This window comes from Caulobacter ginsengisoli, assembly GCF_030814835.1.
Taxonomy (GTDB): domain Bacteria; phylum Pseudomonadota; class Alphaproteobacteria; order Caulobacterales; family Caulobacteraceae; genus Caulobacter; species Caulobacter ginsengisoli.
This window is the reverse complement of the sequence record NZ_JAUSVS010000001.1, coordinates 1,016,021-1,036,993: the sequence shown is the minus strand read 5'-3', so window position 1 is coordinate 1,036,993 and position 20,973 is coordinate 1,016,021. Positions and strand designations below refer to the sequence as shown.

Here is a 20,973-nt window from a genome sequence, read left to right as displayed (position 1 = left end):
CCGCCAGCGCGCCGACGGACGAGACTCGGCGGCTGGAGGCCCGTGTTGACCGACCCCGCCAAGACCGCCCCCGAGCCGCGTACAACCGAGCTGTACCGCCAGCAGGTCCGCGCCATCTGGCAGGCCATGCCCGTGGCGGTGTCGGTCACCGACACGGACGGCTCTGTGCTGTGGATCAACGCCTATTGGACGCGGTTCACCGGGCGGGGCGAGGCGGAGTCGCTGGGTGATGGCTGGCGCGGTTCCATCCACGCCGAGGACCTGCCCGGCCTGGACGCCGCCTTCCTCGCGGCCACCCAGACGCAGACGGGCTTCGCGTCCGAGGTCCGCCTGACCGTCGCCGCCGGGCCGGAGCCGCGCTGGGTGGAGATCCGGGGTGAGCCCCGGCTCGATAGAGACGGCCAGCTTGAGGGCTGGATCACCGTCGCCAACGACGTGCACGAGCGCAAGCTGGCCATGGCGGCGGTGCAGGAGAGCGAGGCCCGCTTCCGCCTGCTGGCCGAGAACGCCCCGGTGAACCTGTGGATGAGCGACCCCGAGGGCCGGATCGTCTATCTCAACCGCCAGCAGCGCGCCTTCTGGGGCGCGGCTGAGGATCTGGCCGGCTTCAAATGGGCGGAACGGGTGCTGGATGAGGACCGCCAGGCCCTCTACGCCGATTATGATCTGGCGCTGGAGAACCGCGCCGCCTTCACGGTCGAGGCCCGCTACTGGCGGGTCGACGGCGAGGTCCGCACCCTGCGCACCGAGGCCAATCCGCGCTTCGATGCGGCCGGCAATTTCCTGGGCATGATCGGCGTCAATATCGACACCACCGACGAGCGCCGCGCGGCGCTGCATCAGCGCCTGCTGACCGACGAACTGAACCACCGGGTCAAGAACACCCTGGCCACCGTCCAGTCCCTGGCCGCCCAGACCCTGCGGGCCTACAGCGACCCGGGTGAGGCCCAGGCCATGCTTGAAGGCCGCCTGATGGCCCTCTCGGCCGCCCACAACATCCTCAACCGCGAGAACTGGGAGGCGGCCGACCTGGCCGACGTCGTCGCCGAAGCCCTGCACGCCTTCGACACCCCCGGGATCGACCGCTTCCACACCGAGGGCCCTTCCGCCAGGGTCGCGCCGCAGACGGCCCTGGCCGTGGCCATGGTGCTGCACGAGCTGTGCACCAACTCGATGAAATATGGGGCGCTGTCGCAGGACGGCGGCCGGGTTTCGGTGGCGTGGGGGCCGGGGGAGGGCGACGGCGTCCTGGCCCTGCGCTGGGCGGAAACCGGCGGGCCGCCGGTTCGGCCGCCATCGCGCCGAGGGTTCGGGTCGCGGCTACTGGCGGGCCTGGCGTCGGAGCTGGGCGCGGCGGCGGCGGTGGACTATCGGCCCGGCGGGGTGGTGTGCGCGCTTCGCGTCCCGCTCGCCGGTACAGCAAGCTGACAGGGGAGCGCCGCATGGCGGAACAACGCATCGTCAACCTGGCCGACCTCGCGATGCGCCAGGTTGGCGATGGCAAGACCTTCGGGGCCCGGGTCGCCCAGGCCGGCCCGTTGATCGGCTCGACGGGCCTGGGCGTCTCGCTGGTGGTCGTCCCGCCGGGCAAGAGCGCCTGCCCCTTCCACCGCCACCACGTCTGGCACGAACTGTTCTTCATCCTGGAAGGCGAGGGCGTCACCCGCCTGGACGGCGAAACCCGCCCCGTCCGCCCCGGCGACCTCATCGCCGCCCCGGCCGGCAAGGAGGCGCACCAGATCATCAACACCGGGGCGACGGACCTGCGCTATCTGGCGCTGTCGGCGGACGGCCCGACCGACATCGTCGAGTATCCGGACTCGGGGAAGATCGCGGTGGACGCGGGGATGGCCCCCTTCGACGCCGCCGAGCCGTCGCTGAACCTGTTTGGGCGGCTCGTGGCGGCGGAATACTACGACAGCGAAGAGGAGGGCTAGCCAGTCCGCTTCGCCGGCCCGGCCGTCATCAGCCCAGAACCAGCAGGTCGCTGCGCCCGGTCAGGGGGATGCGCAGCCTTCCGGCCGCCAGCGCCGCGTCCAGCTGGGCGAACCCCTCGGTTATCTCGCGCTCGGTCAGGTGCTCGAAGGTCGAGATACCCTTGAGCTTCAGCCGCTCGACCGCCTCGGCTTCGCTGGCGGCGTAACGCTCCTCGACCTCCACCAAATCCAGCGGACGCAGGCCGACCTCGGCGAAGACCCGGGTGACGTCCGGCAGGGTGGGAAACATCTGGGCGCCGATCTCGTCGAGGCGGGGGAAGAACGGGTTCCACCATTCGCCCGGCTGCCGGTCCGAAAACACCCCGCGCAGCAGCACCCGCCCACCAGGCCGAAGCACCCGGGCGATCTCCCGCGCCGCGGCCGCGCGGTCGGGGAAATGGTGGAACGAGAGGAACATCAGCACCGCCTCGACGGCGTGGTCGGCGAGCGGGATGGCGGCGGCGTGGCCGGCGAGGTAGCGGACGGCCTCGCCATGCGGCTGGCCCTCGGCCACGTGGCGCATGTTGTCCGAAGGCTCGACTCCGTAGACCGGGCCGCCGAAGCGTTCAGCTAGCGCGGGGGTGAACCGGCCGGTGCCGGAACCCAGGTCCAGGATGGGCAGGGGCCTGCGGGCCGCCAGGAAACCGGCGAAGACATCCATCCATTGGCTCAGCATGTCCGGGTCGAGGGCCCTGGCCTTGGCGTAGACGCTGTGTTGCCGGTGGTCGTAGTCGACGGACTGCAAGGCCATGGCGGTGCTCCTTGGCGGCCAGTCTGACGTCGGGTCGCATAGGCGGCAATCGCTGAATCGGCCGGCGTGCCTGTCGTGGGGCGCTGACGCCGGCCGCCGCTTCCGCGCCGCAATGTGCTCTACAATGACCAGGCCGGCGGCCAGGCCCCGGGGAGGGGAGCGGCCATGGGACAGGGCGGCGGCGCATTCATCGGCCAGGCGGTCGCCCGGGCCGAGGCCGGCGGGTTCGAACTGGGCCACTGGCTCTCGCCCCGGACCACGGCGGTCGAGCCGCACGGCCATGAGGAAGGCCATTTCATCTTCATCACCGCCGGCGACTTCGTCACCGAGGCCGGGGCCGGCGAGGACGGGCCGCTGCTGATCTTCAATCCGCCCGGCACCTTTCACCGCGATCACTTCCGGGCCGGCGGCGCCTTCTTCTCGGTGAAGGTCCCGCCGGAGGCCCAGGCCGCCGCGGCGGAGCTGTCGCCGCCCCGGTCGCCGACCCGCCTGGGACAGCTCGCCGCCGTCGCGGCGATGGAGCGGCTGATCCGGGAGACCCACGCCTGGGACGGCGACGCCGCCTTGAGCGCCGAGGCCGCTTGTCTCGAACTGCTGGCCGGCGCCGGGCGGGGCGGCCTGACCGAGCGCAGGCCGCCCCGCTGGCTGGCCCAGGCGGCCGACCTGTTGCGGGACGGGGCCGGGGGCGTGGCCGCGGTCGCGGCCCTGATCGGGGTGCATCCCATCCATCTGGCCCGCACCTTCCGCGCCTTTCACCGCTGCACGCCGGGGGAATACCTGCGCGCCTGCCGGCTGCGCCGGGCCGCCGGCCTGCTCTGCCGGACCCGGATGGCGCTGGCCGACATCGCCCACGCCTGCGGCTACGCCGACCAGAGCCACCTGACCCGCAGCTTCGCCCGCGCCCACGGCGTGGCCCCCGACGCCTTCCGGCGGATGATCAACTAGCCGGGACGCCCCGGGGCGCGACGATGTTCGGTTTTTACAAGACACCGGCCGCCAATCGCCCCGATCCTGCCCGCTCCAGACGGGAGGGACGAGATGGACCTGCTACGACTCCTCGCGCCGGCGGCGATTGTCTGCCTGGCTCCGGCGGCGGCCCAGGCCGCCTCCGTCGCCGAGTGGCGCCAGTCCCTCGACGAGATCGTGCGCGAGCTGCGCGCCACCCACCCCGCCCCCTTCACCCGGGTGGGGGAGTTGACCTTCCTGCAGGCGCTCGACGCCCTGAAGGCCGATCTTCCCAGGCTGACGGAGGAACAGCGGGTCGTGCGGGCCATGCAGTGGATCGCCCTGCTCGGCGACGGCCACACCTCGCTGGAGCCAACCGGGGCGGCCTTCAAGGTCTGGTACCCGTTCCGGCTCTACCAGTTCACCGACGGCTATTTCATCACCAGCGCCCACGCCTCCGCCGCCGACCTGGCCGGCGCCCAGGTCCTGGAGATCGACGGGCGGCCGGTGGCCGAGGCCGTCGACGCGGCCCGCAGCCTGTTCGGCGCCGACAACGGCTATTTCCGGATGGAGCGGCTCTACGCGGTGCACAACGGGGCGCTGATGCGGGGCCTGGGCTTCACCGACAAGGACATGGGGCTGAAGATCCGCGCCCGGCTGCGGGACGGTCGGGTGGTGACCCGGACGCTCCTGCCCAGGGCGACCGACAATCCGGCCTATCTGAACTCCGACACCATCTTTGAGTGGGTCTATCGCGGCGAGGTCTACGGCATGCCGTTCGGGACCAACGCCGACTGGATCGCCGCCTTCAACGGCCGTCCCTCGGTGGAATTCCGCAAGCCCGACCCGGCCCGCCCGCCCTACATGACCCAGCGCTTCGGCTTTCTGTCGCGGGCCCTGCCCGAGCAGGACGCCTACTATATTCAGCTCAACCGCACCGACAGCGACGAGATGATCACCTTCATCGCCGCCGCCATGGCCGAGGTCGATCGCCAGAAACCGCGGCGGCTGATCCTCGACATGCGGTTCAACTTCGGCGGCGACGGCAGCCGGGTGCGCGATTTCGTCCATGAGTTCGTCCGCCGCGAGGCCGACCCGCCGTGGAAGGAGCTCTATGTCGTCACCGGCCGCAAGAACTACAGCGCCGCGATCAACCTGCTCGGCGAGCTGATCGACCACGTCGATGTCTCGATCGTCGGCGAGCCGACCGGGGTGGGGCTCAACTCCTACGGCGATCCGGCGGCGCGGCTGTATCCGGCCGCCGGCCTGCACCTCTATGTCTCCACGGTCGGCCACCAGCTGGGGCCGTTTTCGGACCGGCGCGACTTCATCCCGGTCGACGCCCCGGCGCTGATGGCGTTCACCGACTACGGCGCCGGACGCGACCCAGCCGTCGACCGCATCCTGGCCGGCGAGGACATGCGCTCGATCCCGCAGATCGTCCGCAGCGAGGGCGGGGCGGCGGGGCGTCGCGTGTACCGGGATCGGCTGGCCCGTTACGGGGCGCTCGGCTGGTGGACGGCGCCGACCGAGCTCCAGATGCGCCGGGCCTGCGAGGCGTTGACGGCGGCCGGCCGGCTGGCCGACGCCCTGGAGGCCTGCGCCCTGACCACCGAGATGCATCCCTTCGTCTGGAACAGCTGGTATGGCCTGGCGATCGTCCAGGAGAAGGCCGGCCAGGCCGGGCCGAGGCTGGCCAGCTTCCGCTGCGTGCTTCAGCTCGACCCGACCAACTTCAACGGCCCGGAACTGCGGGAGGCCATCGCCAAGAGCGCCGACACGGCCCTGCCGGCCGGCTGCCCGGTCGAACGGCCGTGAGGCGGGCCGCCCTTGCCCTGGCCCTACTGACCCTCGCCGCCTGGGCGCCGGGCCCGGATGTCCGCCGGCCTCCAGAGGCGCGCTTCGGCGCGACGGTGGCGCAGACCCAGGCCGCCCTGGCCGGTCGCTGCAAGACCATCAGGACGCGCCGCATCGACCCGCCCTTCGCCCCGGACGTCCGCCGCGAGCAGCTGCAGATCGACTGCGACGGCCTTGTCTGGTTCGGCGCTCCGCGCTGGGCCGAGTTCGTGTTCCGCGACGATTCCCTGGAGATGGTCTGGATCATGGTCAAGGCGGAGGACGAGGCGGCGATCCTCGCCGCCATGACCGCCGCCCACGGCCCGCTCAGCCACCGCGGCCCCGACTACATCGCCTTCACCCAGGCGGGAGCCGCCTGGCGGTTCAAGCCGGCCGAGGTGGTGTTCTACTCGCCGGCGTTTGCGCCATGGATGGAGGCGGATTTCTGACGAGAGCCGAATCCCGAGCCTGAACCTTGGAACAGGTTCGCGCGGCCTATCCCCTGTAACGACCTCCAGCTAGCGCGTAGCATCCTGCGACGGCGCCACCACCCCCGCACTCGGCTGGTACCCCATCCAGGACCCCCGCTTCAGATCCGCCGACAGCGTCAACGGCGCCGACCCGCCGTTCAGCCGCGCCCGGTAGACCTGCGTCGTCTCCAGCGTCCGCATCACGTAGTTGCGGGTCTCCACGAACGGGATGCACTCGATGAAGTCCAGCGGGTCGGTGCCTGAGCCTCTCGGGTCGCCGCACACCGCCGACCACTGGGCGGGGCGGCCGGGGCCGGCGTTGTAGGCGGCGGCGGCCATGATGTAGCTGCCGCTGAAGGTCGAGATCATGTCACCCAGGTAGCGGGCGCCCAGGCGCAGGTTGAAGTCGCCCTCATAGAGGCGGTCGACGCTGTAAGGCTCGCCCAGGGCCCGGGCGGTGGTGGCGCCGGTGGCGGGCATCAGCTGCATCAGGCCGCGGGCGCCGGGGGCGGACTTGGCCCGGGGGTCGAAATTGCTTTCCTGGCGGGTGATGCTGAACACGAAGGCCGGCTCGGCCCCGCCCGGCACGTTGGGGGCCAGGATCATCGGATAGCCGCGCTCGGGCAGGGAGAAGCCGCGCTGGGCCGCCGTGCGGCTGGCGCGCATGGCCAGATCGACATCGCCGTAATTCTTGGCCAGGTCGACCAGCAAGGCGGCTTCGGCGGCGGTGGGCAGGGTGTCGTCGATGGCCAGGACGAAGGCGCGGAACTGGTCCTTCAGGCCGGCCTCGGCCAGGACGCGGGCGGCGCGGACCGGCTCGCGGCCCTCGAAGCGGGCGCGGTCGGCCGGGGTGATGTCGGGGTCCTTGCCCAGCTCGATGCGGGTGATGCCGGCCTTCTCGGCGCAGAGCTGGCCGTAGAAGCTGGTGATGTACTGCGAGCCCTGCTGGTAGTAGACGGCGGCCGTGGCCCGGTCGCCCATCGCCTCGGCGGCGCGGCCCTGCCAGTAGTAGCCCCGGCCCTTGGTGATCGGCGAGGTGCCGGCCCCCGACAGGATGGCGAAATGGGCGGCGGCGGTCTCGGGCTGCTTGAGCTTGGTCAGCGCGATCCAGCCGGCATAGAACTCGGCCTCGGCCGCGTCCGGCCCCACGGTCATGCCGGCGTCGTTGGCGGCGTTGTAGGCGGCGCGGTAGTCGCCGTTCTGCAGGCCGGCCACCACGATGGCCCGGCGCTCGGGCCAGGCCTTGGCGGCGACTTCCGGGGTCGGGGGCGGGGCGAAGCCGCCGGTCAGGCTGCGGGCCATGCTGTCCAGGCCCCGGCGGCGGAAATAGGCCGCCTGCTCGAAGATCAGGCCGGGATCCTTGCGCTGCTCGGCGCTCAGATTGGCGACCAGGGCGTTGGCGCCGGCCGAGTTACCGCGCAGCGCCAGGCGGGCGTCGGCGACCGGCCGCAGATCGGCCGGCAGGATGGCGACCATGTCGCGGGCGGCCGGGCCCTGCTGGCCGTAGAGCAGCATGTCGGTGCGGCGGATGTCGTCGTCGGTGGTGATCACCGTGGCGAAGCGGGCGCGCATCGAGCGCTGGTCGTCGGCTTCGAACAGGCGGGTGTTCCACCACTCGCGGATCAGGTTGGTCGCTTCGGCCTGGTGGCCGGTGGCGTTGAGGGCGGCGGCGAGCGCGATGGCCCCCCGCGCCGTCTCGGGGGGCGAGCCGCCGAACCAGGCGACGATGCGGGCCGGATCGAGGCCCGAGGTTTCCAGCTTCTGCTCGGCGTTGGCCTGGCGCTTGGCGCTGCGCGGCCAGCCGGCCAGGTCGCGGCGGGCCGAATCGGCCTCGAAGAAGGAGAGGCTGTCCGGCGCGCCGTCGGCCAGGGCCCAAAGGGCGATCTTGCGGGTCAGCGGGTCGGAGATGGCGTCCATGGAGAGGCGGATGCGGTCGCCGTCTCCCGATTTGGCGGCGGTCAGGGCGGCTTTCAGATAGCCGATGTCGCTGTCGGAAACCGGCTGGCGGTAGGCGATCTGGGGCGTGGTGATGAGCTGGGGCGCCCCGCCCGACCCGTAGGTCGTTTGGGCGTCGGCGAATCCTCCGGCCACGGCGGCCAGGACGGTCGTCAGCAGCACCTTGCGCAGTCGCGATCCCAAACCGGTTCTCCTTAAGTCTCAAATCGATATTCCGGGCATTGCACGCGCCCGGCCAGGGGACATATTGTCCGGCTCCAACACAGTGCCGCAACCCAAAGCGGCGATCTCACGGCCTTTTGCAAGCTATGTTCCACTCTCCGTTCAAAGGGGCGCTCCCCGCGCTCGTCACGCCATTCCGGAACGGAGCCGTGGACGAGAAAGCCTTCGCCGAGCTGGTCGAGCGCCAGATCGCCGGTGGCGTTCACGGCCTGGTCCCCGCCGGCACCACCGGCGAGTCGGTCACGCTCAGCGATGACGAGCACCGCCGCGTCGTCGAGCTGTGCATCCAGGTCGCCCGCGGCCGCGTGCCGGTGATCGCCGGGGCTGGCTCCAACTCGACGGCGCACGCCATCGAACTGGTCCGGTTCGCCAAGACGGTCGGCGCGGACGGCGCCCTCGTGGTCGCCCCCTACTACAATCGTCCCTCGCAGGAGGGGCTCTACCAGCACTTTGCGGCCATAAATGAGGCCGTGCAGCTGCCGGTGCTGACCTACAACGTGCCGTCGCGGACCAGCGTCGACATCAGCAACGAAACCCTCGCTCGTTTGGCCAAGCTGCCCAACATCGTCGGCATCAAGGACGCCACCGGGGATCTGGGCCGCGCCAGCCTGCAGCGGCTCGACTGCGGCGATGAGTGGATCATGCTGTCGGGCAATGACGACACGGCGCTGGGCTACATGGCCCACGGCGGCCATGGCTGCATCTCGGTGACGTCCAATGTCGCGCCGGACGCCTGCTCGGCCATGTACAACGCCTGCTTCGCCAAGGACTGGGAGACGGCCCTCTACTGGCAGGACCGGCTGATCCGCCTTCACAAGGCGCTGTTCGCCGATGCCTCGCCGGCCCCGGCCAAGTTCGCCCTGGCCCATCTCGGCCTCTGCGCCGAGGAGCTGCGCCTGCCGCTGTCGCCCTGCTCGGAGGCCGCCCGCGAGGCGGTCCTGGCGGGCATGCGCGATGCCGGTGTAATCTAGCGCCATCATGGTCAAGCTGATCGCCGAGAACCGCCGCGCGCGGTACGACTACTTTCTGGACGACGCCGTGGAGGCGGGCATCGCCTTGACCGGGACCGAGGTGAAGTCCCTGCGCATGGGCAAGGCCAACATCGCCGAATCCTACGCGGCGGTGGAGGGCAACGAGATCATGCTCGTCAACGCCGACATCCCGCCCTACGCCAAGGCCAACCGCTTCAACCATGAGCCCCGCCGGCCCCGGAAACTGCTGCTGAAACGCCGCGAGATCGACAAGATGATCGGCGCCGTCCAGCGCGAGGGCCGCACCATCATTCCAATCAAGCTCTATTGGAACGACAAGGGCATGGCCAAGCTGGAGCTGGCCCTGGCCAAGGGCAAGAAGCTGCACGACAAGCGCGCCACCGAGGCTGATCGGGACTGGAAGCGGGAGCAGGGGCGGATCATGCGGGACCGGGGTTAGCCCGAGAACTGCCCCGCCCCTCAATGTTCCCATTTTGTTCCACGTGAAACATTGAAGGGTGGATGGGGGCCCATCCGTTTGGCGCCGACCAGGATCAGGCGTAAAATCCCGCCGTTCAGACGGAGGGCTTTGTCATGAAGTCTCAGTCAGTAATCGCGCTCGCCCTGCTTATCGCTGGCGCCGCGTCCGCCCCGTTCAGTTATGGCCAGACCGCCCAGCCATCCGGCGGCGAGGTTCGGGTGTTCTCCCGCTCCGACCAGCCTTTCACGGTCACGCTCGATGACGGCCAGAGCGGCTCGACCGGGGCCTTTCCCAACTATGCCAGCTTCCGCTCGCGGCCGACATCGCGGACCTTCACGGTGGTGCGGGCCGACGGCAAGAAGTTCTCGCAGGAGCTGATGCTGGACTTCATGAAGACCGCCGCGCCGGACAGGGGTGTCTGGTGCGTCGATGTGAGGCCCAGCAGCGTCTCGCTGCTGCCCCGGCCGATGTGCGCCGTTCGGCTCAGCCAGGGCGGTTAGCGGCTCGGGGCCGGATCATCCGGGAGCGGGGGTCGGGCCCTCTTCGGTAATCTGGAACCGGACGGGCAACGCCACCTGGGCGCCTTCCATGGACGAGCCGTCGGCGGCCCTGGGGTTCATTCTGTACTTCGGGACCAGCTTGAGGGCCGCCTGACCGAACCCGGCGCCGGGCGAGCTCTCTTTGAGGACCGTGCAGCCCTGCAGCTCACCGGTCGCCGTGACCTTACAGCTCAGGATCACCGTGCCTTCGACCCGCTCCTGTCGGGCCTGCGGCGGATACACGGCTTTCAGGTCAGTGATGGTGGGCGCGGCGATCCAGGCCGGGCCGAGGGCCGAGTCACGGGCCGGGGCCGGCTCGGCCGTTTGGGCCTGGGCGCCGGCGGTGGCCGGTCCCATCAGGACCAGGGCCGCCAACAGGGTCATCGATCTCATCTGGCTCATCTCAATCCGGGACTGGTTTTCAGCGAGTGGGCGCCGACCAGCAAGCCCCGCGCCGCCCCCGCGTCACAAGGATTTCGAACTTGCGGAACGGAAGGGGCTGTCAAACGCGCGTTTGGATGCGAAAAGACTGTTCGCAAAGAAAACGCCATCCCAGGAAATTCCCATGCGCGAAGCCGTCATCGTCTCCTACGCCCGCACTGGGCTGGCCAAGGCCGGCCGCGGCGGGTTCAACGTCACCCCGCCCATGACCATGGCCGCCCACGCCATCAAGCACGCCGTGGCGCGCTCGGGCGTCGAGCTGGACTTCGTCGAGGACTGCTACCTGGGCAACAACGCCCATGGCGCGGCCAATATCGGCCGCCAGGCGGCGTTGCTGGCCGGCATGCCGGTGACCACGGCGGGCGTGACCATCAACCGCTTCTGCTCCTCGGGCCTGCAGGCCATCGCCATGGCCGCCAACCATGTGCGCGGCGACGGCGCCGACTGCGTGGTGGCTGGCGGGGTGGAGTCGATCTCCATTCCCGGCGGCGGGGCGGGCGGCCCGGCCGCCACCGACCCGGAACTGACCAAGATCGCCCCGGCCATCTTCATGGCCATGATCGATACCGCCGACATCGTCGCCAAGCGCTATGGCCTCTCCCGCGAATACCAGGACGAGTACAGCCTGCAGTCCCAGCAGCGCATGGCCGCCGCCCAGCAGGCCAACCTGTTCAAGGACGAGATCGTCCCGATGAACACCAAGATGAAGGTGGTCAACAAGGAGACCAAGGAAGAGTCCATCGTCGACTACGTGGTCTCCAAGGACGAGTGCAACCGTCCCGAGACCACCCTCGAGGGCCTGGCCTCGCTGGCCCCGGTCAAGGGCGAGGGCAACTTCGTCACCGCCGGCAACGCCAGCCAGCTCAGCGACGGCGCCGCCGCCGTGGTGGTCATGGAAGCCAAGGAAGCCGAAAAGCGCGGCCTGACCCCCATGGGCCGCTTCGTGTCCTGGGCGGCCGCCGGCTGCGAGCCCGACGAGATGGGCATCGGCCCGGTGTTCGCGGTGCCCAAGCTGCTGGCCCGCCAGGGCCTCACAGTCGACGACATCGACATCTGGGAGCTGAACGAGGCCTTCGCCTCGCAGTGCCTCTACAGCCGCGACCGCCTGGGCATCGACCCGGCGAAATACAACGTCAACGGCGGCTCCATCTCCATCGGCCACCCCTTCGGCATGACCGGCGCCCGCTGCACCGGCCACCTGCTGCAGGAAGGCAAGCGCCGCGGCGCCAAGTGGGGCGTGGTGACCATGTGCATCGGCGGCGGCCAGGGCGGCGCCGGGCTGTTCGAGATCTACTAGGCGAAAGACGCGGCCAAGAAACTCCCTCCCCTTTATGGGGAGGGACGGTCGCGCAGCGACCCGGGTGGGGAACTTAACCCGGGTGATTTGCCTGACAGGTGGGAGCCCCACCCTGGCGTCTTCGACGCCGTCCCTCCCCATAAAGGGGAGGGAGTTAGGCCGAGCTATCCTTCGATCATCTCCCGCGCCCGGCGAAACACATCCTCGAACATCGCCGGGGTCAGGCGGCCGGTGTTCGTGTTCAGCCGTGAGCAGTGGTAGCTGTTGATCAGCCAGTAGGGCCCGGCCTGCATCTCCGAGCCGTGCCCCGGGATGCCCGCCGAGGCCTTCAGACCGATGGCCTTCAGCACATTGCGCCGCGAGACGTCGCCCAGGGTGACGATGACCTTCAGGTTCGGCATCGCCGCGATGGTGGCCGAGAGGAACTGGCGGCAGGTGTTCTCTTCGCTGGTCTCGGGCTTGTTGCCGGGCGGGGCGCAGCGGACGGCGTTGGTGATGTAGCAGTCGGTCAGGGTCAGGCCGTCGTCGGTGCGGGCCTGGAACTCACCGGCGGCGAAACCGAGCTTGCCCAGGGTCTCGTAGAGCAGCCAGCCGGCATGGTCGCCGGTGAAGGGCCGGCCGGTGCGGTTGGCGCCCTGGCGGCCGGGGGCCAGCCCCGCGACCAGCAGCCGGCCGTTACGGTCGCCCCAGGAGGGGACGGCGCCGTTGAACCACTCGGGGTGGGCCGCTTCGTTGACGTTCCGATAGGCGACCAGCCTTGGGCAGAGCGGGCAGTCGGGCGCCGGCTCAGAGTTCGTCATCGGCTTCCAGTTCGGCCCGGGTGCGCTCGCCCTGCAGGAATCTCGGCGGGGCAGGGCGGGCGGGGCGGCCGATGATGTCGCCCAGGTCCGCCAGGTCGACGAAGTTGTCGCATTGCCGGCGCAGGTCGTCCGAGACCATCGGCGGCTGGCTCTTGACGGTGGAGACCACGGTCACGCGGACGCCCTTGCGCTGCACCGCCTCGACCAGGGCGCGGAAGTCGCCGTCGCCCGAGAACAGCACCAGGTGGTCGGCGTGGGTCGCCATCTCCAGCATGTCGACGGCGATCTCGACATCCATGTCGCCGCGCCAGCGTTTGCGGCCCTGGCTGTCGGTGTATTCCCGGGCCGACTTGGTCACCAGGGTGAAGCCGTTGTAGTCCAGCCAGTCGACCAGTGGCCGGATGGGGCTGTAGTCGTCGTTCTCGACCAGGGCGGTGTAGTAGTAGGCGCGGATCAGCACGCCGCGCTTGCGGAACTCGTCCAGCAGCTTCTTGTAGTCGATGTCGAAGCCCAGGGCCTTGGCCTGGGAGTAGAGGTTGGCGCCGTCGATGAACAGGGCCATACGGTCGGTCGGATAGAAAGTCATTTGCGTCAAACCTTTGAGCGAAAATATCAACACCAAGAATGAACCGGCTGTGGTCGTCGCCCTGGGCTGTAATCTGCCCGGAGCCTACCCGTCAGGCGCGGCCTTGCTGGAAGCGGCTTTGGCGATGTTCGCCACCGAGGGCCTGACCGTGACGGTCAGATCCGGCTGGTGGCGATCGGCCGCCTGGCCCGATCCAACGGCGCCTGCCTATACGAACGGCGTGGCCATTGTCGAGACGACGCTCTCGCCGCGCGCGGTGCTGGAGGCGCTCAACCGGATCGAGAGGGCGTTCGGGCGAGAGAGGGGCGAGGTGAACGCCGCCCGGACCCTCGACCTGGATATCGTAGCCTTTGGCCAGCTGATCCTCGACGAGCCGGGCCTGACCCTGCCGCACCCCAGGGCCCATGAGCGACTGTTCGTGATGGGCCCGCTGGCCCAGGTGCGGCCCGCTTGGCGCCATCCTCGGCGGGACCGAAGCGCCGCCGAACTGGCAACCGCCGCCACGGTCGGCCTTGACGCCCGGCCCATCACACCGTCAGCCTGACCGACCCTGGGGGAGCGTGCGATGAAAGCCCTGATCCTCGGTCTGGCCCTGGGCCTTGCCGCGCTGAACACAACGGCCCAGGCCGACACCCTTTGCGACGGCGCCGCCAGCGGGCCCGCCGGCGAGGTCAAGGTGTCGCTGGCCTATGACGCGGCCGGCCAGTTCAAGACCGCCCTCTACAGCTGGTCAGTAAAATCGCCCGAGGGGTTCAGCCTGTCGGCGGCCGCATGGGATCGCCCCGTCGACGAGATCGGACAGTCGGCGGCCCTGCCGGGGCGCGTCCGCCTCCAGGCCACCGGCTCGACGGAGGCGAAGGCGGAGAGCCTGACGCTGGAAGCCTCGGTCGATGGCGGCCCGCCCGTCCGCAGCTTCGCCTATCGCTTCTACAAGCCGATGATCCCGGTCCAACCGGGAGACGCCAAGCCCGTGATCGCGGGCTCAAAGCTCGCCTTCGATATGTGGGTCAATCTGGACCCCGCGGTCGTGCTGGCGGCGCGGCAGATCGAACTGACGATCCGCACCGATGACGGCAGGGTCCTTGAGCGCTGGACCTGGCGGAACGACAATGCCGCCCGCCAGGCCCTGGGCGCCACGGCCATGGCTCAGGCTCGCGCGCTGGCCGCCACGCCGCTGACCTGTCCGACGCCGCTTCCCATGGCCAGGATCACCTCGCCGGACTGGACGCGCCGCCCCTCGGGCGAGGACCTGGAGAAGGTTTATCCGGCGCGGGCCCGGACGCTGAGCCTGTCCGGCAAGGCGATCATCAGCTGCGACGTCACCAGCCTGGGCACGCTGGTCTATTGCTCGCTGATCTCCGAGACCCCGGAGGGCGAAGGCTTTGGCGAAGCGGCCCTCAAGGTGACCTCGAAATTCAGGATGAAGCCCCTGGCCAGGGACGGCTCGCCCGTCGGCGGCGGCACGGTGCGCATACCCATCCTCTTCCACCCGCCCGACTAAGGGTGACAAACCCTATGCGGCATTGCACAATGGCCCCGAAATCTCTATGTAGCCCGGTTCCCAGCACCACCTGAGAGTCTCCATGGCCCGCGTCACCGTCGAAGATTGCGTCGAACGAGTTCCCAACCGCTTCAGCCTGGTGCTGCTGTCGGCCCATCGCGCCCGCGCCATCTCGGCCGGCGCCACCCTGCTCGTCGACCGCGACAACGACAAGAACCCGGTCTGCGCCCTGCGCGAGATCGCCGACGACGTGGTCGATCACGAGGCGCTGAAGGAACATCTGATCACGACGCTGCAACGCGTCGACGAGCGCTCGGAAGCCGAGGAAGAGGCGGAAACCATCGCCCTGCTGTCGGATCCGACCCACATGCAGATGAGCGAACAGGAACTGATCCGCGCCCTGCAGAGCGACCGTGACGGCGGTCAGGAGGAGCGGTACTGAGCCCAGAAGGCACAGACCCTCTCGCACCTCTGACGGCGGAAAAGCCCGCCACCCCCAAACTCGCCCCTACGCCGCCAAAAGCCGCCGGTCCCAAGTTCCTGCGCCAGTTCGAGCTGATCGAGCGGGTTCGCGCCTATGAGCCGGACGCCGACGAGGCGCTGCTGAACCGCGCCTATGTCTATGCCGTCCGCATGCACGGCTCGCAGAAGCGGGCCTCGGGCGACCCCTATTTCGCCCACCCGATCGAGGTGGCCGGCATCCTGACCGACTACAGGCTGGATACCGCCACCATCGTCACCGCCCTGCTGCACGATGTCATCGAGGACACCGAGGTCAGCCAGGCCGATATCGAAAAGCTGTTCGGGGCCGAGATCGCCGAGCTGGTCGAGGGGGTCACCAAGCTCTCCAAGCTGGAGTTCGCCGCCGAGCACGCCCGCCAGGCCGAGAACCTGCGCAAGTTCATCCTGGCCATCTCCAAGGACGTCCGGGTCCTGATGGTCAAGCTGGCCGACCGCCTGCACAACATGCGGACGCTGAACTTCATCAAGCAGCCGGCCAAGCGCGAACGCATCGCCCGCGAGACGCTCGACATCTACGCGCCCCTGGCCCGCAACATCGGCTGCCACCGCATCTGTTCGGAGCTGGAGGAGCTGGCCTTCGAGCAGCTCAACCCGGTGGCCCGCAACGCCATCCTGCGCCGGCTGGACACCCTGCGGGCCGACCAGGGCAAGGCCGTCAACAAGGTCAGCGCCGACATCATGCAGCTGCTGGTCGACGACGGCGTTCCGGCCCGGGTGTTCGGGCGCGAGAAGCATCCCTTCTCGATCTGGCGCAAGCTGCAGCGCAAATCGATCGGCTTCTCCCAGCTGTCGGACATCTACGCCTTCCGGGTGATCGTCGACAGCGACGCCGACTGCTACCGGGCCCTGGGCCTGATCCACCGCGCCTGGCCCTGCGTGCCCGAGCGGTTCAAGGACTTCATCTCCACGCCCAAGCGCAACAACTACCGCTCGCTGCACACCACGGTGATCGGGGCCAAGGGCATGCGGATCGAGATGCAGATCCGCACCGAGAACATGGACCGGGTGGCCGAGGACGGCGTGGCGGCCCACTGGCGCTACAAGAACCACAGCTACGGCTTCGACCAGGAGGCCATGGAGGCCGAGGGCGGCCGCGACCCGCTGGCCAACCTGCGCCAGCTGGTTCAGGTGCTCGAGCATGGCGGCGACTCCGAAGAGCTGGTCGAGAACGCCAAGCTGGAGATGTTCCTCGACCAGGTGTTCGTCTTCACCCCCAAGGGCCGGCTGATCACCCTGCCGCGCGGGGCCATGCCGCTGGATTTCGCCTATGCCGTCCACACCCTGCTGGGCGACGAGACCATCGGGGCCAAGATCAACGGCGAGCCGCGCCCGTTGCGCACCGTCCTGCAGAACGGCGATGTGGTCGAGGTCATCCGCGGCCCCAACCGCGAGCTGCACGGCGACTGGCAGTCGCTGACGGTGACCGGCCGGGCCCGCTCCGCCATCCGCCGCCATATGCGCCAGGCCGAGAAGGGCGAGTTCCTCAAGACCGGCCGCGCCGCGTTCGAGGCCGCCATCCAGCGGGCCGGCAAGTCGCGCACCGTCTCGCTGCGGCCGGCGCTGGAGCGGTTCGCCCTGGCCAGCGAGGACGAACTCTACGATGCGGTCGGCCGGGGCAGGGTGCGGCCCCAGCAGGTGCTGGAGGTGCTGTTCCCCGACCTGGACGCCGGCGAGATCAAGGCCCTGGGCGAACGCCAGGCCATCGACGCCGACTCGGCCGCGGCCTTCGTGCAGGGCGGCGGGGTCACCGCCCATACCCGGGTTCGCCTGGATGTCTGCTGCCGCCCGGTGCCGGGCGACCGCATCGTCGGCATCAAGCAGCCCGACAGGAGCCTGACCGTCCACACCATCGACTGCCCGCGCCTGGCCGACTACGAGGACCGCGAGGACCTCTGGCGAGACCTGCGCTGGACCGCCGAGGCCGAGCGCAACGCCCTGGGCCTGGCCCGCATCCGCGCCACCATCCGCGATGCGCCGGGGGTGCTGGGCGAGGCCTGCACCATCATCGGCGAGGCCGGCGGCAACATCCTCAATCTCAATATGCACCACCGCCAGTCCGACTATTTCGACGTCGATTTCGATGTCGAGGTGAAGGACAACCGCCACCTGACCAACATCATGGCGGCGCTGCGGGCCTGTCCCAGCGTGGATACGGCGGATCGGGCGCTGGGCTAGGCAGGCAAGCCTCCTTGCAAGCCAGCAGGACCGCCGGCGTCCAGATCGCGAAGGCGAGATTTGACCAGGTCGCCGGATCGAACACCCAGAACACGGCGAGCAGGGCGGCGCCGCCCATGCAGATGGCCAGCAATGTGCGCGCGGGCTGCTGGCGCAGGCACGCCACGATCAGCAATGCCGCATGGGCCAGCAGGGCGGCCCCTTTGATCCACAAGCTCAGGTCGATCAGGCGGTTCGGGTCGGCGGCGACGATCACCTCCTGCGCCATGTTCAGCCGGCTCTGCGCCAGGACGATGTTCGCCGCCGCGGCCGCCAGGGGCAGGGCATAGCCGAGCAGCCGCCACCAGCGGGGACAGCCTCGCGCGACATAGGCGGTGAGGGCCAGCGCCAGCAGGACCCAGGCGGGGGTGAAGGCCAAAGCCTCCCAGCCGTAGACGTCGGCGCCATACGCCGCGAGTTCGGAGGAGCAATCGCCAATCGCCATCGCCGCCTGGTTCTGAGTGCGGGCGCTCTCAAGAGCGGCGAGCCGCAGATCGACATCGCAGGGAGACGCGCCGACAGCGCCGAACCCCAGGACCAGAAAACCGGCCGATGCGGCCAGGGTCAGCAGACCCGCCACAACGACGGTGGCGGCTTTCCACCGGCCCGCCACTAGGCGGATCTCGGCCAGATGGTTTCCCGCGCCGCCAGCAGCATCATCGCCGTCCAGGCGATGAGGGTCGTGGTGCTCATCACCGCCGCATAGCGTTCGTGGTCGAAGGCGGCCAGGGCGGTGGCGGGCGGGATCAGCAGCAGCAGGGCGGCCAGGATCCGGCGCTTGTCGCGATAGGCGATCCACATCAACAGGGCGGCATGCACGGCCAGCAGGCCGAACTTGCCCCAGGCGCCGATCGACAGCGTGGTCAGCATCGTCCCGGGGCTATCCAGGCTGTGCGACAGCTTCAGCAGCGTCGTGGTCTCGAGCAGATCGCACAAGGCGGCAAGCAGCGCGACCACCACGGCGGCGACCATCCAGCGCTTCTGCCGATAGCCCAGCCAGATGGCCGCCAGGATGGCGAAGGCCGTGTAGGCGGGGATGAAGGCCTTGATGTCCCAGCGGTTCACCGCGTCCATCGCCGGCACGGCCAGCGACCGGCAGCCGGCCGGGAAGACCGCCGCCAGCTGGTCTTGTGTGCCGGCCAGTTCGAACTGGATGATGTCGGCCTGGGCGAAGCACTTGGGCAGCATCGCCAACGCCACCTGGGGCAGGGCGGCGAAATGGGCGAAGATCGCCAGAGTGGCGAGACCCGCCAACACGGCCAGCAAGGCCCTCAAACGCGCAGCTGACATGATCGCCCCCGTTGTTCCCAAACCGAGGCTAGCATGGCGGATCGGCTGTGGCTAAATCAGCGCCCATGAACACCCAAGACGTCCTGGACGAATTCCGCGCGGCCGGCGCTCTGCGCGAGGGCCATTTTATCCTCTCCAGCGGCTTGCACAGCCCGGTCTTCCTGCAGAAGAACCTGGTCTTCGCCGAGCCGGACCGCTGCGAGCGGCTCTGCAAGGCGCTGGCGGCCAGGATCGTCGCCGAGGTGGGCCAACCGGACGTCTGCATCTCGCCGGCCGTCGGCGGCATCATCCCGGGCTACGAGACCGCCCGCCACCTGGGCGTCCGCTCGTTCTATGTCGAGCGCGAGGGCGGGATCTTCAAGCTGCGGCGGGGCTTTACGGTCGAGCCCGGCGAGAAGGTGGTCATGGTCGAGGACATCGTCACCACGGGTCTCTCCTCCCGCGAATGCATCCAGGCCATCCAGGCGGCCGGCGGCACGGTGATCGCCGCGGCCTGCATCGTCGACCGCTCGGGCGGCAAGGCCGATGTCGGCGTGCCTTTGGTCGCTCTGGCCAGCCTGGAGGTCCCCGCCTATCCGGCCGACGCCCTGCCGCCGGCGCTGGCGGCGATCCCCACCACCGATCCAGGCAGCCGCAGGCTGGCGGGGTGAGTCGGGCCTGCTGGCCGGTTTTCGGGTTCTGAACTATCCTCCCGTCTAAGGGTCCGGCGTGGGAGGCTGGCAATGATCCGTTTGGCTTGTCTGGTTGGTGTGTCCGCCATCCTGCTGGCGGCCGTTCCGGCGTGGGCTCAGTATGACGACGAGGACAATCCCAAGCCGCTGGCGCCCTCCTGCCGTCCGCTGCTGGAGCGGATCGAGAAGGACGCTGGAAACCCGGATCTGGTGCGCAAGGCCATCGAGGCCGAGGATGTCGACCTGGGCGACCTCGTCATCCAGGTCGTGCCGGTTCGAATCCTGGACGACAGCGACGCCGAGCGGCTGGCCTGCTGGCGGCAGAGCCGCGGGCGGCCCGACGCCACGACGACCGACGCCATCTTCACCATCTCGCGCATGCAACTTCGTCGGGTCGATCATCGTATCGCCCAACGCCGCTCGATCCACTTCGCCGATCTGCTGGGCGCGTTCAGCGCCGAGCGCGCTACCGGCGTCGATGGGCCGATCTCAGCCTATTTGCGCAAGAGCGGGTTCGCCCGCCTCGCCCAGGGCGACCCGGACTGGGAGGCCAGCAACCTCACCGGTTTCGACTACGAGCCGGAGTATGTCGAGGACCTGGAGGCCGCCCTGGTCCGGCTGGCGGCCCTCTGCCTGGCCCACCCGAAGGACTTCACCGCCGTCCGCCGCTCGCTCGAGTTCAAGGACGCCTTCCTGGAACCGCGACCGTCGCGCCATGTCGACAGGGACGGCGTCGATCCGGTCGATCCCGAACTGCTGGCCTATCTCGACGCCGAGCGCGACCGCATCGTCCGCGCCTGCCCGACCTAGCGGCGGTATTCCACGAACGAGAAGACGTTGCCGTCCGGGTCGCGGACCTGGAAGTCGAGGCCGCCCCAGGCCTGGCGGGTGAGCTTCTGGGCGAACGCCACCCCGGCCGCCGCATAGGCGTCGAACAGCGCCTTGACCCCCTGGACCTCGATGGTGGCCAGGATCACCGACTCTTCCCGCGCCGCCCACTCCGCGAAACCCGGATGGTCGACATGGCGCAGATGCAGGCAGGCGCCGCCCCGCGACACCGAGCCGTAGAAGGCCGGCTTGCCATGCAGGAAGTCGATCTCGAACCCCAATCGGTCGCGATAGAAGGCCGCCGAGGCCGTCACGTCGCTGACGAAGAAGATCGGGGTGGCCGACTGGACGACGGGCTCAGCGGCGGGCGGTTCGGCGGGCTTGGCTTCACCCGCCCCGGCCTTGAGCGCGGCCCAGCTGTCGAAGCCGGCCTCGGCCGCGACCACCTCCTGGGCCAGGGCCAGCGGGAAGGGGGCGTCCAGCACCTGGCGGTCGGTCAGGTCTGCCAGGCGCGGGACCTGCCGCACCTTGCCGCCGAGCGAATAGTTCTGCTCGCGATGCCAGCGCATCAGGAGCTTGGCCTGTTTGCGATAGGTGTCGAGGGTCGGCATGGGTCGCACTCCGGCTGAAAAGAGGTTCAGCGGGCGGGCCTGGCCCTTTCGGCGACTTGCCGATG

23 protein-coding genes are annotated in these 20,973 nt (G+C 69.5%); 15 read left to right on the top strand and 8 right to left on the bottom strand.

What is annotated here, in order from left to right; genetic code table 11:
- Window positions 1-45 precede the first annotated feature (45 nt).
- Window positions 46-1,428 (top strand): sensor histidine kinase, encoded by a 1,383-nt coding sequence (locus tag QO010_RS05260; protein ID WP_307346875.1) that lies wholly within the window; start codon window positions 46-48, stop codon window positions 1,426-1,428.
- Between the two features lie 14 nt (window positions 1,429-1,442).
- Window positions 1,443-1,937 carry a cupin domain-containing protein gene (locus tag QO010_RS05255; RefSeq protein WP_307346872.1) on the top strand — a complete coding sequence of 165 codons (495 nt, stop codon included), beginning with the start codon at window positions 1,443-1,445 and terminating at the stop codon, window positions 1,935-1,937.
- Window positions 1,938-1,965: 28 nt separating this feature from the next.
- On the opposite strand, the gene QO010_RS05250 is transcribed toward QO010_RS05255, so the two are convergent.
- On the bottom strand, window positions 1,966-2,727 hold the full coding sequence (locus QO010_RS05250) for a class I SAM-dependent methyltransferase (protein ID WP_307346869.1): 762 nt from the start codon (window positions 2,725-2,727) through the stop codon (window positions 1,966-1,968).
- A gap of 165 nt (window positions 2,728-2,892) precedes the next feature.
- Between QO010_RS05250 and QO010_RS05245 the strand changes: the two genes are divergently transcribed.
- The 3 genes from QO010_RS05245 (at window position 2,893) to QO010_RS05235 (ending at window position 5,957) form a co-directional block, all read left to right on the top strand.
- Window positions 2,893-3,672 (top strand): helix-turn-helix transcriptional regulator, encoded by a 780-nt coding sequence (locus QO010_RS05245; RefSeq protein WP_307346867.1) that lies wholly within the window; start codon window positions 2,893-2,895, stop codon window positions 3,670-3,672.
- 93 nt (window positions 3,673-3,765) lie between these two features.
- Window positions 3,766-5,490, top strand: a complete 1,725-nt coding sequence (locus tag QO010_RS05240) for a S41 family peptidase (RefSeq protein WP_307346865.1) — start codon at window positions 3,766-3,768, stop codon at window positions 5,488-5,490.
- Complete coding sequence (locus tag QO010_RS05235) at window positions 5,487-5,957, top strand: hypothetical protein (RefSeq protein WP_307346863.1); 471 nt, start codon at window positions 5,487-5,489, stop codon at window positions 5,955-5,957. The genes QO010_RS05240 and QO010_RS05235 overlap by 4 nt, the downstream gene beginning before the upstream one ends.
- A 69-nt stretch (window positions 5,958-6,026) precedes the next feature.
- Here the strand turns inward: QO010_RS05235 and QO010_RS05230 are convergent, their stop codons facing one another.
- Entirely contained in the window at window positions 6,027-8,117 is a 2,091-nt protein-coding gene (locus QO010_RS05230) for a lytic transglycosylase domain-containing protein (protein WP_307346861.1), read from the bottom strand.
- Between the two features lie 125 nt (window positions 8,118-8,242).
- On the opposite strand from QO010_RS05230, the gene dapA reads away from it, so the two are divergent.
- The 3 genes from dapA to QO010_RS05215 all read left to right on the top strand — a co-directional run bounded on the left by dapA (window position 8,243) and on the right by QO010_RS05215 (window position 10,108).
- Complete coding sequence (gene dapA, locus QO010_RS05225; protein WP_307346859.1) at window positions 8,243-9,127, top strand: 4-hydroxy-tetrahydrodipicolinate synthase; 885 nt, start codon at window positions 8,243-8,245, stop codon at window positions 9,125-9,127.
- Between the two features lie 7 nt (window positions 9,128-9,134).
- On the top strand, window positions 9,135-9,587 hold the full coding sequence (gene smpB / locus QO010_RS05220; protein ID WP_307346857.1) for an SsrA-binding protein SmpB: 453 nt from the start codon (window positions 9,135-9,137) through the stop codon (window positions 9,585-9,587).
- 134 nt (window positions 9,588-9,721) lie between these two features.
- On the top strand, window positions 9,722-10,108 hold the full coding sequence (locus QO010_RS05215) for a hypothetical protein (RefSeq protein ID WP_307346855.1): 387 nt from the start codon (window positions 9,722-9,724) through the stop codon (window positions 10,106-10,108).
- Between the two features lie 15 nt (window positions 10,109-10,123).
- On the opposite strand, the gene QO010_RS05210 is transcribed toward QO010_RS05215, so the two are convergent.
- Window positions 10,124-10,531 (bottom strand): energy transducer TonB, encoded by a 408-nt coding sequence (locus QO010_RS05210; RefSeq protein ID WP_307346853.1) that lies wholly within the window; start codon window positions 10,529-10,531, stop codon window positions 10,124-10,126.
- 181 nt (window positions 10,532-10,712) lie between these two features.
- Here QO010_RS05210 and QO010_RS05205 point away from each other — a divergent pair, with 181 nt between their 5' ends.
- Window positions 10,713-11,885, top strand: a complete 1,173-nt coding sequence (locus QO010_RS05205; protein ID WP_307346849.1) for an acetyl-CoA C-acyltransferase — start codon at window positions 10,713-10,715, stop codon at window positions 11,883-11,885.
- 164 nt (window positions 11,886-12,049) lie between these two features.
- Here the strand turns inward: QO010_RS05205 and QO010_RS05200 are convergent, their stop codons facing one another.
- Together QO010_RS05200 and QO010_RS05195 are read right to left on the bottom strand one after the other, a co-directional pair.
- A complete protein-coding gene (locus tag QO010_RS05200) occupies window positions 12,050-12,685 on the bottom strand; it encodes a uracil-DNA glycosylase (protein ID WP_307346847.1) in 636 nt (211 codons plus the stop codon).
- Window positions 12,672-13,271: a LabA-like NYN domain-containing protein gene (locus QO010_RS05195; protein ID WP_307346844.1), complete on the bottom strand. Its 600-nt coding sequence runs from the start codon at window positions 13,269-13,271 to the stop codon at window positions 12,672-12,674. The genes QO010_RS05200 and QO010_RS05195 overlap by 14 nt, the downstream gene beginning before the upstream one ends.
- Before the next feature lie 13 nt (window positions 13,272-13,284).
- Here QO010_RS05195 and folK point away from each other — a divergent pair, with 13 nt between their 5' ends.
- The 4 genes from folK to QO010_RS05175 all read left to right on the top strand — a co-directional run bounded on the left by folK (window position 13,285) and on the right by QO010_RS05175 (window position 17,469).
- Complete coding sequence (gene folK / locus QO010_RS05190) at window positions 13,285-13,815, top strand: 2-amino-4-hydroxy-6-hydroxymethyldihydropteridine diphosphokinase (protein ID WP_307346841.1); 531 nt, start codon at window positions 13,285-13,287, stop codon at window positions 13,813-13,815.
- Between the two features lie 21 nt (window positions 13,816-13,836).
- Window positions 13,837-14,772: a TonB family protein gene (locus QO010_RS05185; RefSeq protein WP_307346838.1), complete on the top strand. Its 936-nt coding sequence runs from the start codon at window positions 13,837-13,839 to the stop codon at window positions 14,770-14,772.
- Window positions 14,773-14,854: 82 nt separating this feature from the next.
- Complete coding sequence (gene rpoZ / locus QO010_RS05180) at window positions 14,855-15,214, top strand: DNA-directed RNA polymerase subunit omega (RefSeq protein ID WP_307346836.1); 360 nt, start codon at window positions 14,855-14,857, stop codon at window positions 15,212-15,214.
- A gap of 191 nt (window positions 15,215-15,405) precedes the next feature.
- Window positions 15,406-17,469, top strand: coding sequence for a RelA/SpoT family protein (locus tag QO010_RS05175; RefSeq protein ID WP_370873712.1), 2,064 nt, complete (start codon window positions 15,406-15,408; stop codon window positions 17,467-17,469).
- Here QO010_RS05175 and QO010_RS05170 read toward each other — a convergent pair.
- On the bottom strand, window positions 17,411-18,121 hold the full coding sequence (locus QO010_RS05170) for a hypothetical protein (RefSeq protein ID WP_307346833.1): 711 nt from the start codon (window positions 18,119-18,121) through the stop codon (window positions 17,411-17,413). The genes QO010_RS05175 and QO010_RS05170 overlap by 59 nt on opposite strands.
- Entirely contained in the window at window positions 18,121-18,798 is a 678-nt protein-coding gene (locus QO010_RS05165) for a hypothetical protein (RefSeq protein WP_307346830.1), read from the bottom strand. The genes QO010_RS05170 and QO010_RS05165 overlap by 1 nt, the downstream gene beginning before the upstream one ends.
- A 65-nt stretch (window positions 18,799-18,863) precedes the next feature.
- Between QO010_RS05165 and pyrE the strand changes: the two genes are divergently transcribed.
- Window positions 18,864-19,448 (top strand): orotate phosphoribosyltransferase, encoded by a 585-nt coding sequence (pyrE, locus tag QO010_RS05160; protein WP_307346827.1) that lies wholly within the window; start codon window positions 18,864-18,866, stop codon window positions 19,446-19,448.
- A 99-nt stretch (window positions 19,449-19,547) separates the two neighbouring features.
- Window positions 19,548-20,279: a hypothetical protein gene (locus tag QO010_RS05155; protein WP_307346824.1), complete on the top strand. Its 732-nt coding sequence runs from the start codon at window positions 19,548-19,550 to the stop codon at window positions 20,277-20,279.
- Here the strand turns inward: QO010_RS05155 and QO010_RS05150 are convergent.
- Window positions 20,276-20,908 carry a glyoxalase superfamily protein gene (locus QO010_RS05150; RefSeq protein WP_307346821.1) on the bottom strand — a complete coding sequence of 211 codons (633 nt, stop codon included), beginning with the start codon at window positions 20,906-20,908 and terminating at the stop codon, window positions 20,276-20,278. The two genes, QO010_RS05155 and QO010_RS05150, sit on opposite strands and share 4 nt — an antisense overlap.
- Between the last annotated feature and the right edge of the window lie 65 nt (window positions 20,909-20,973).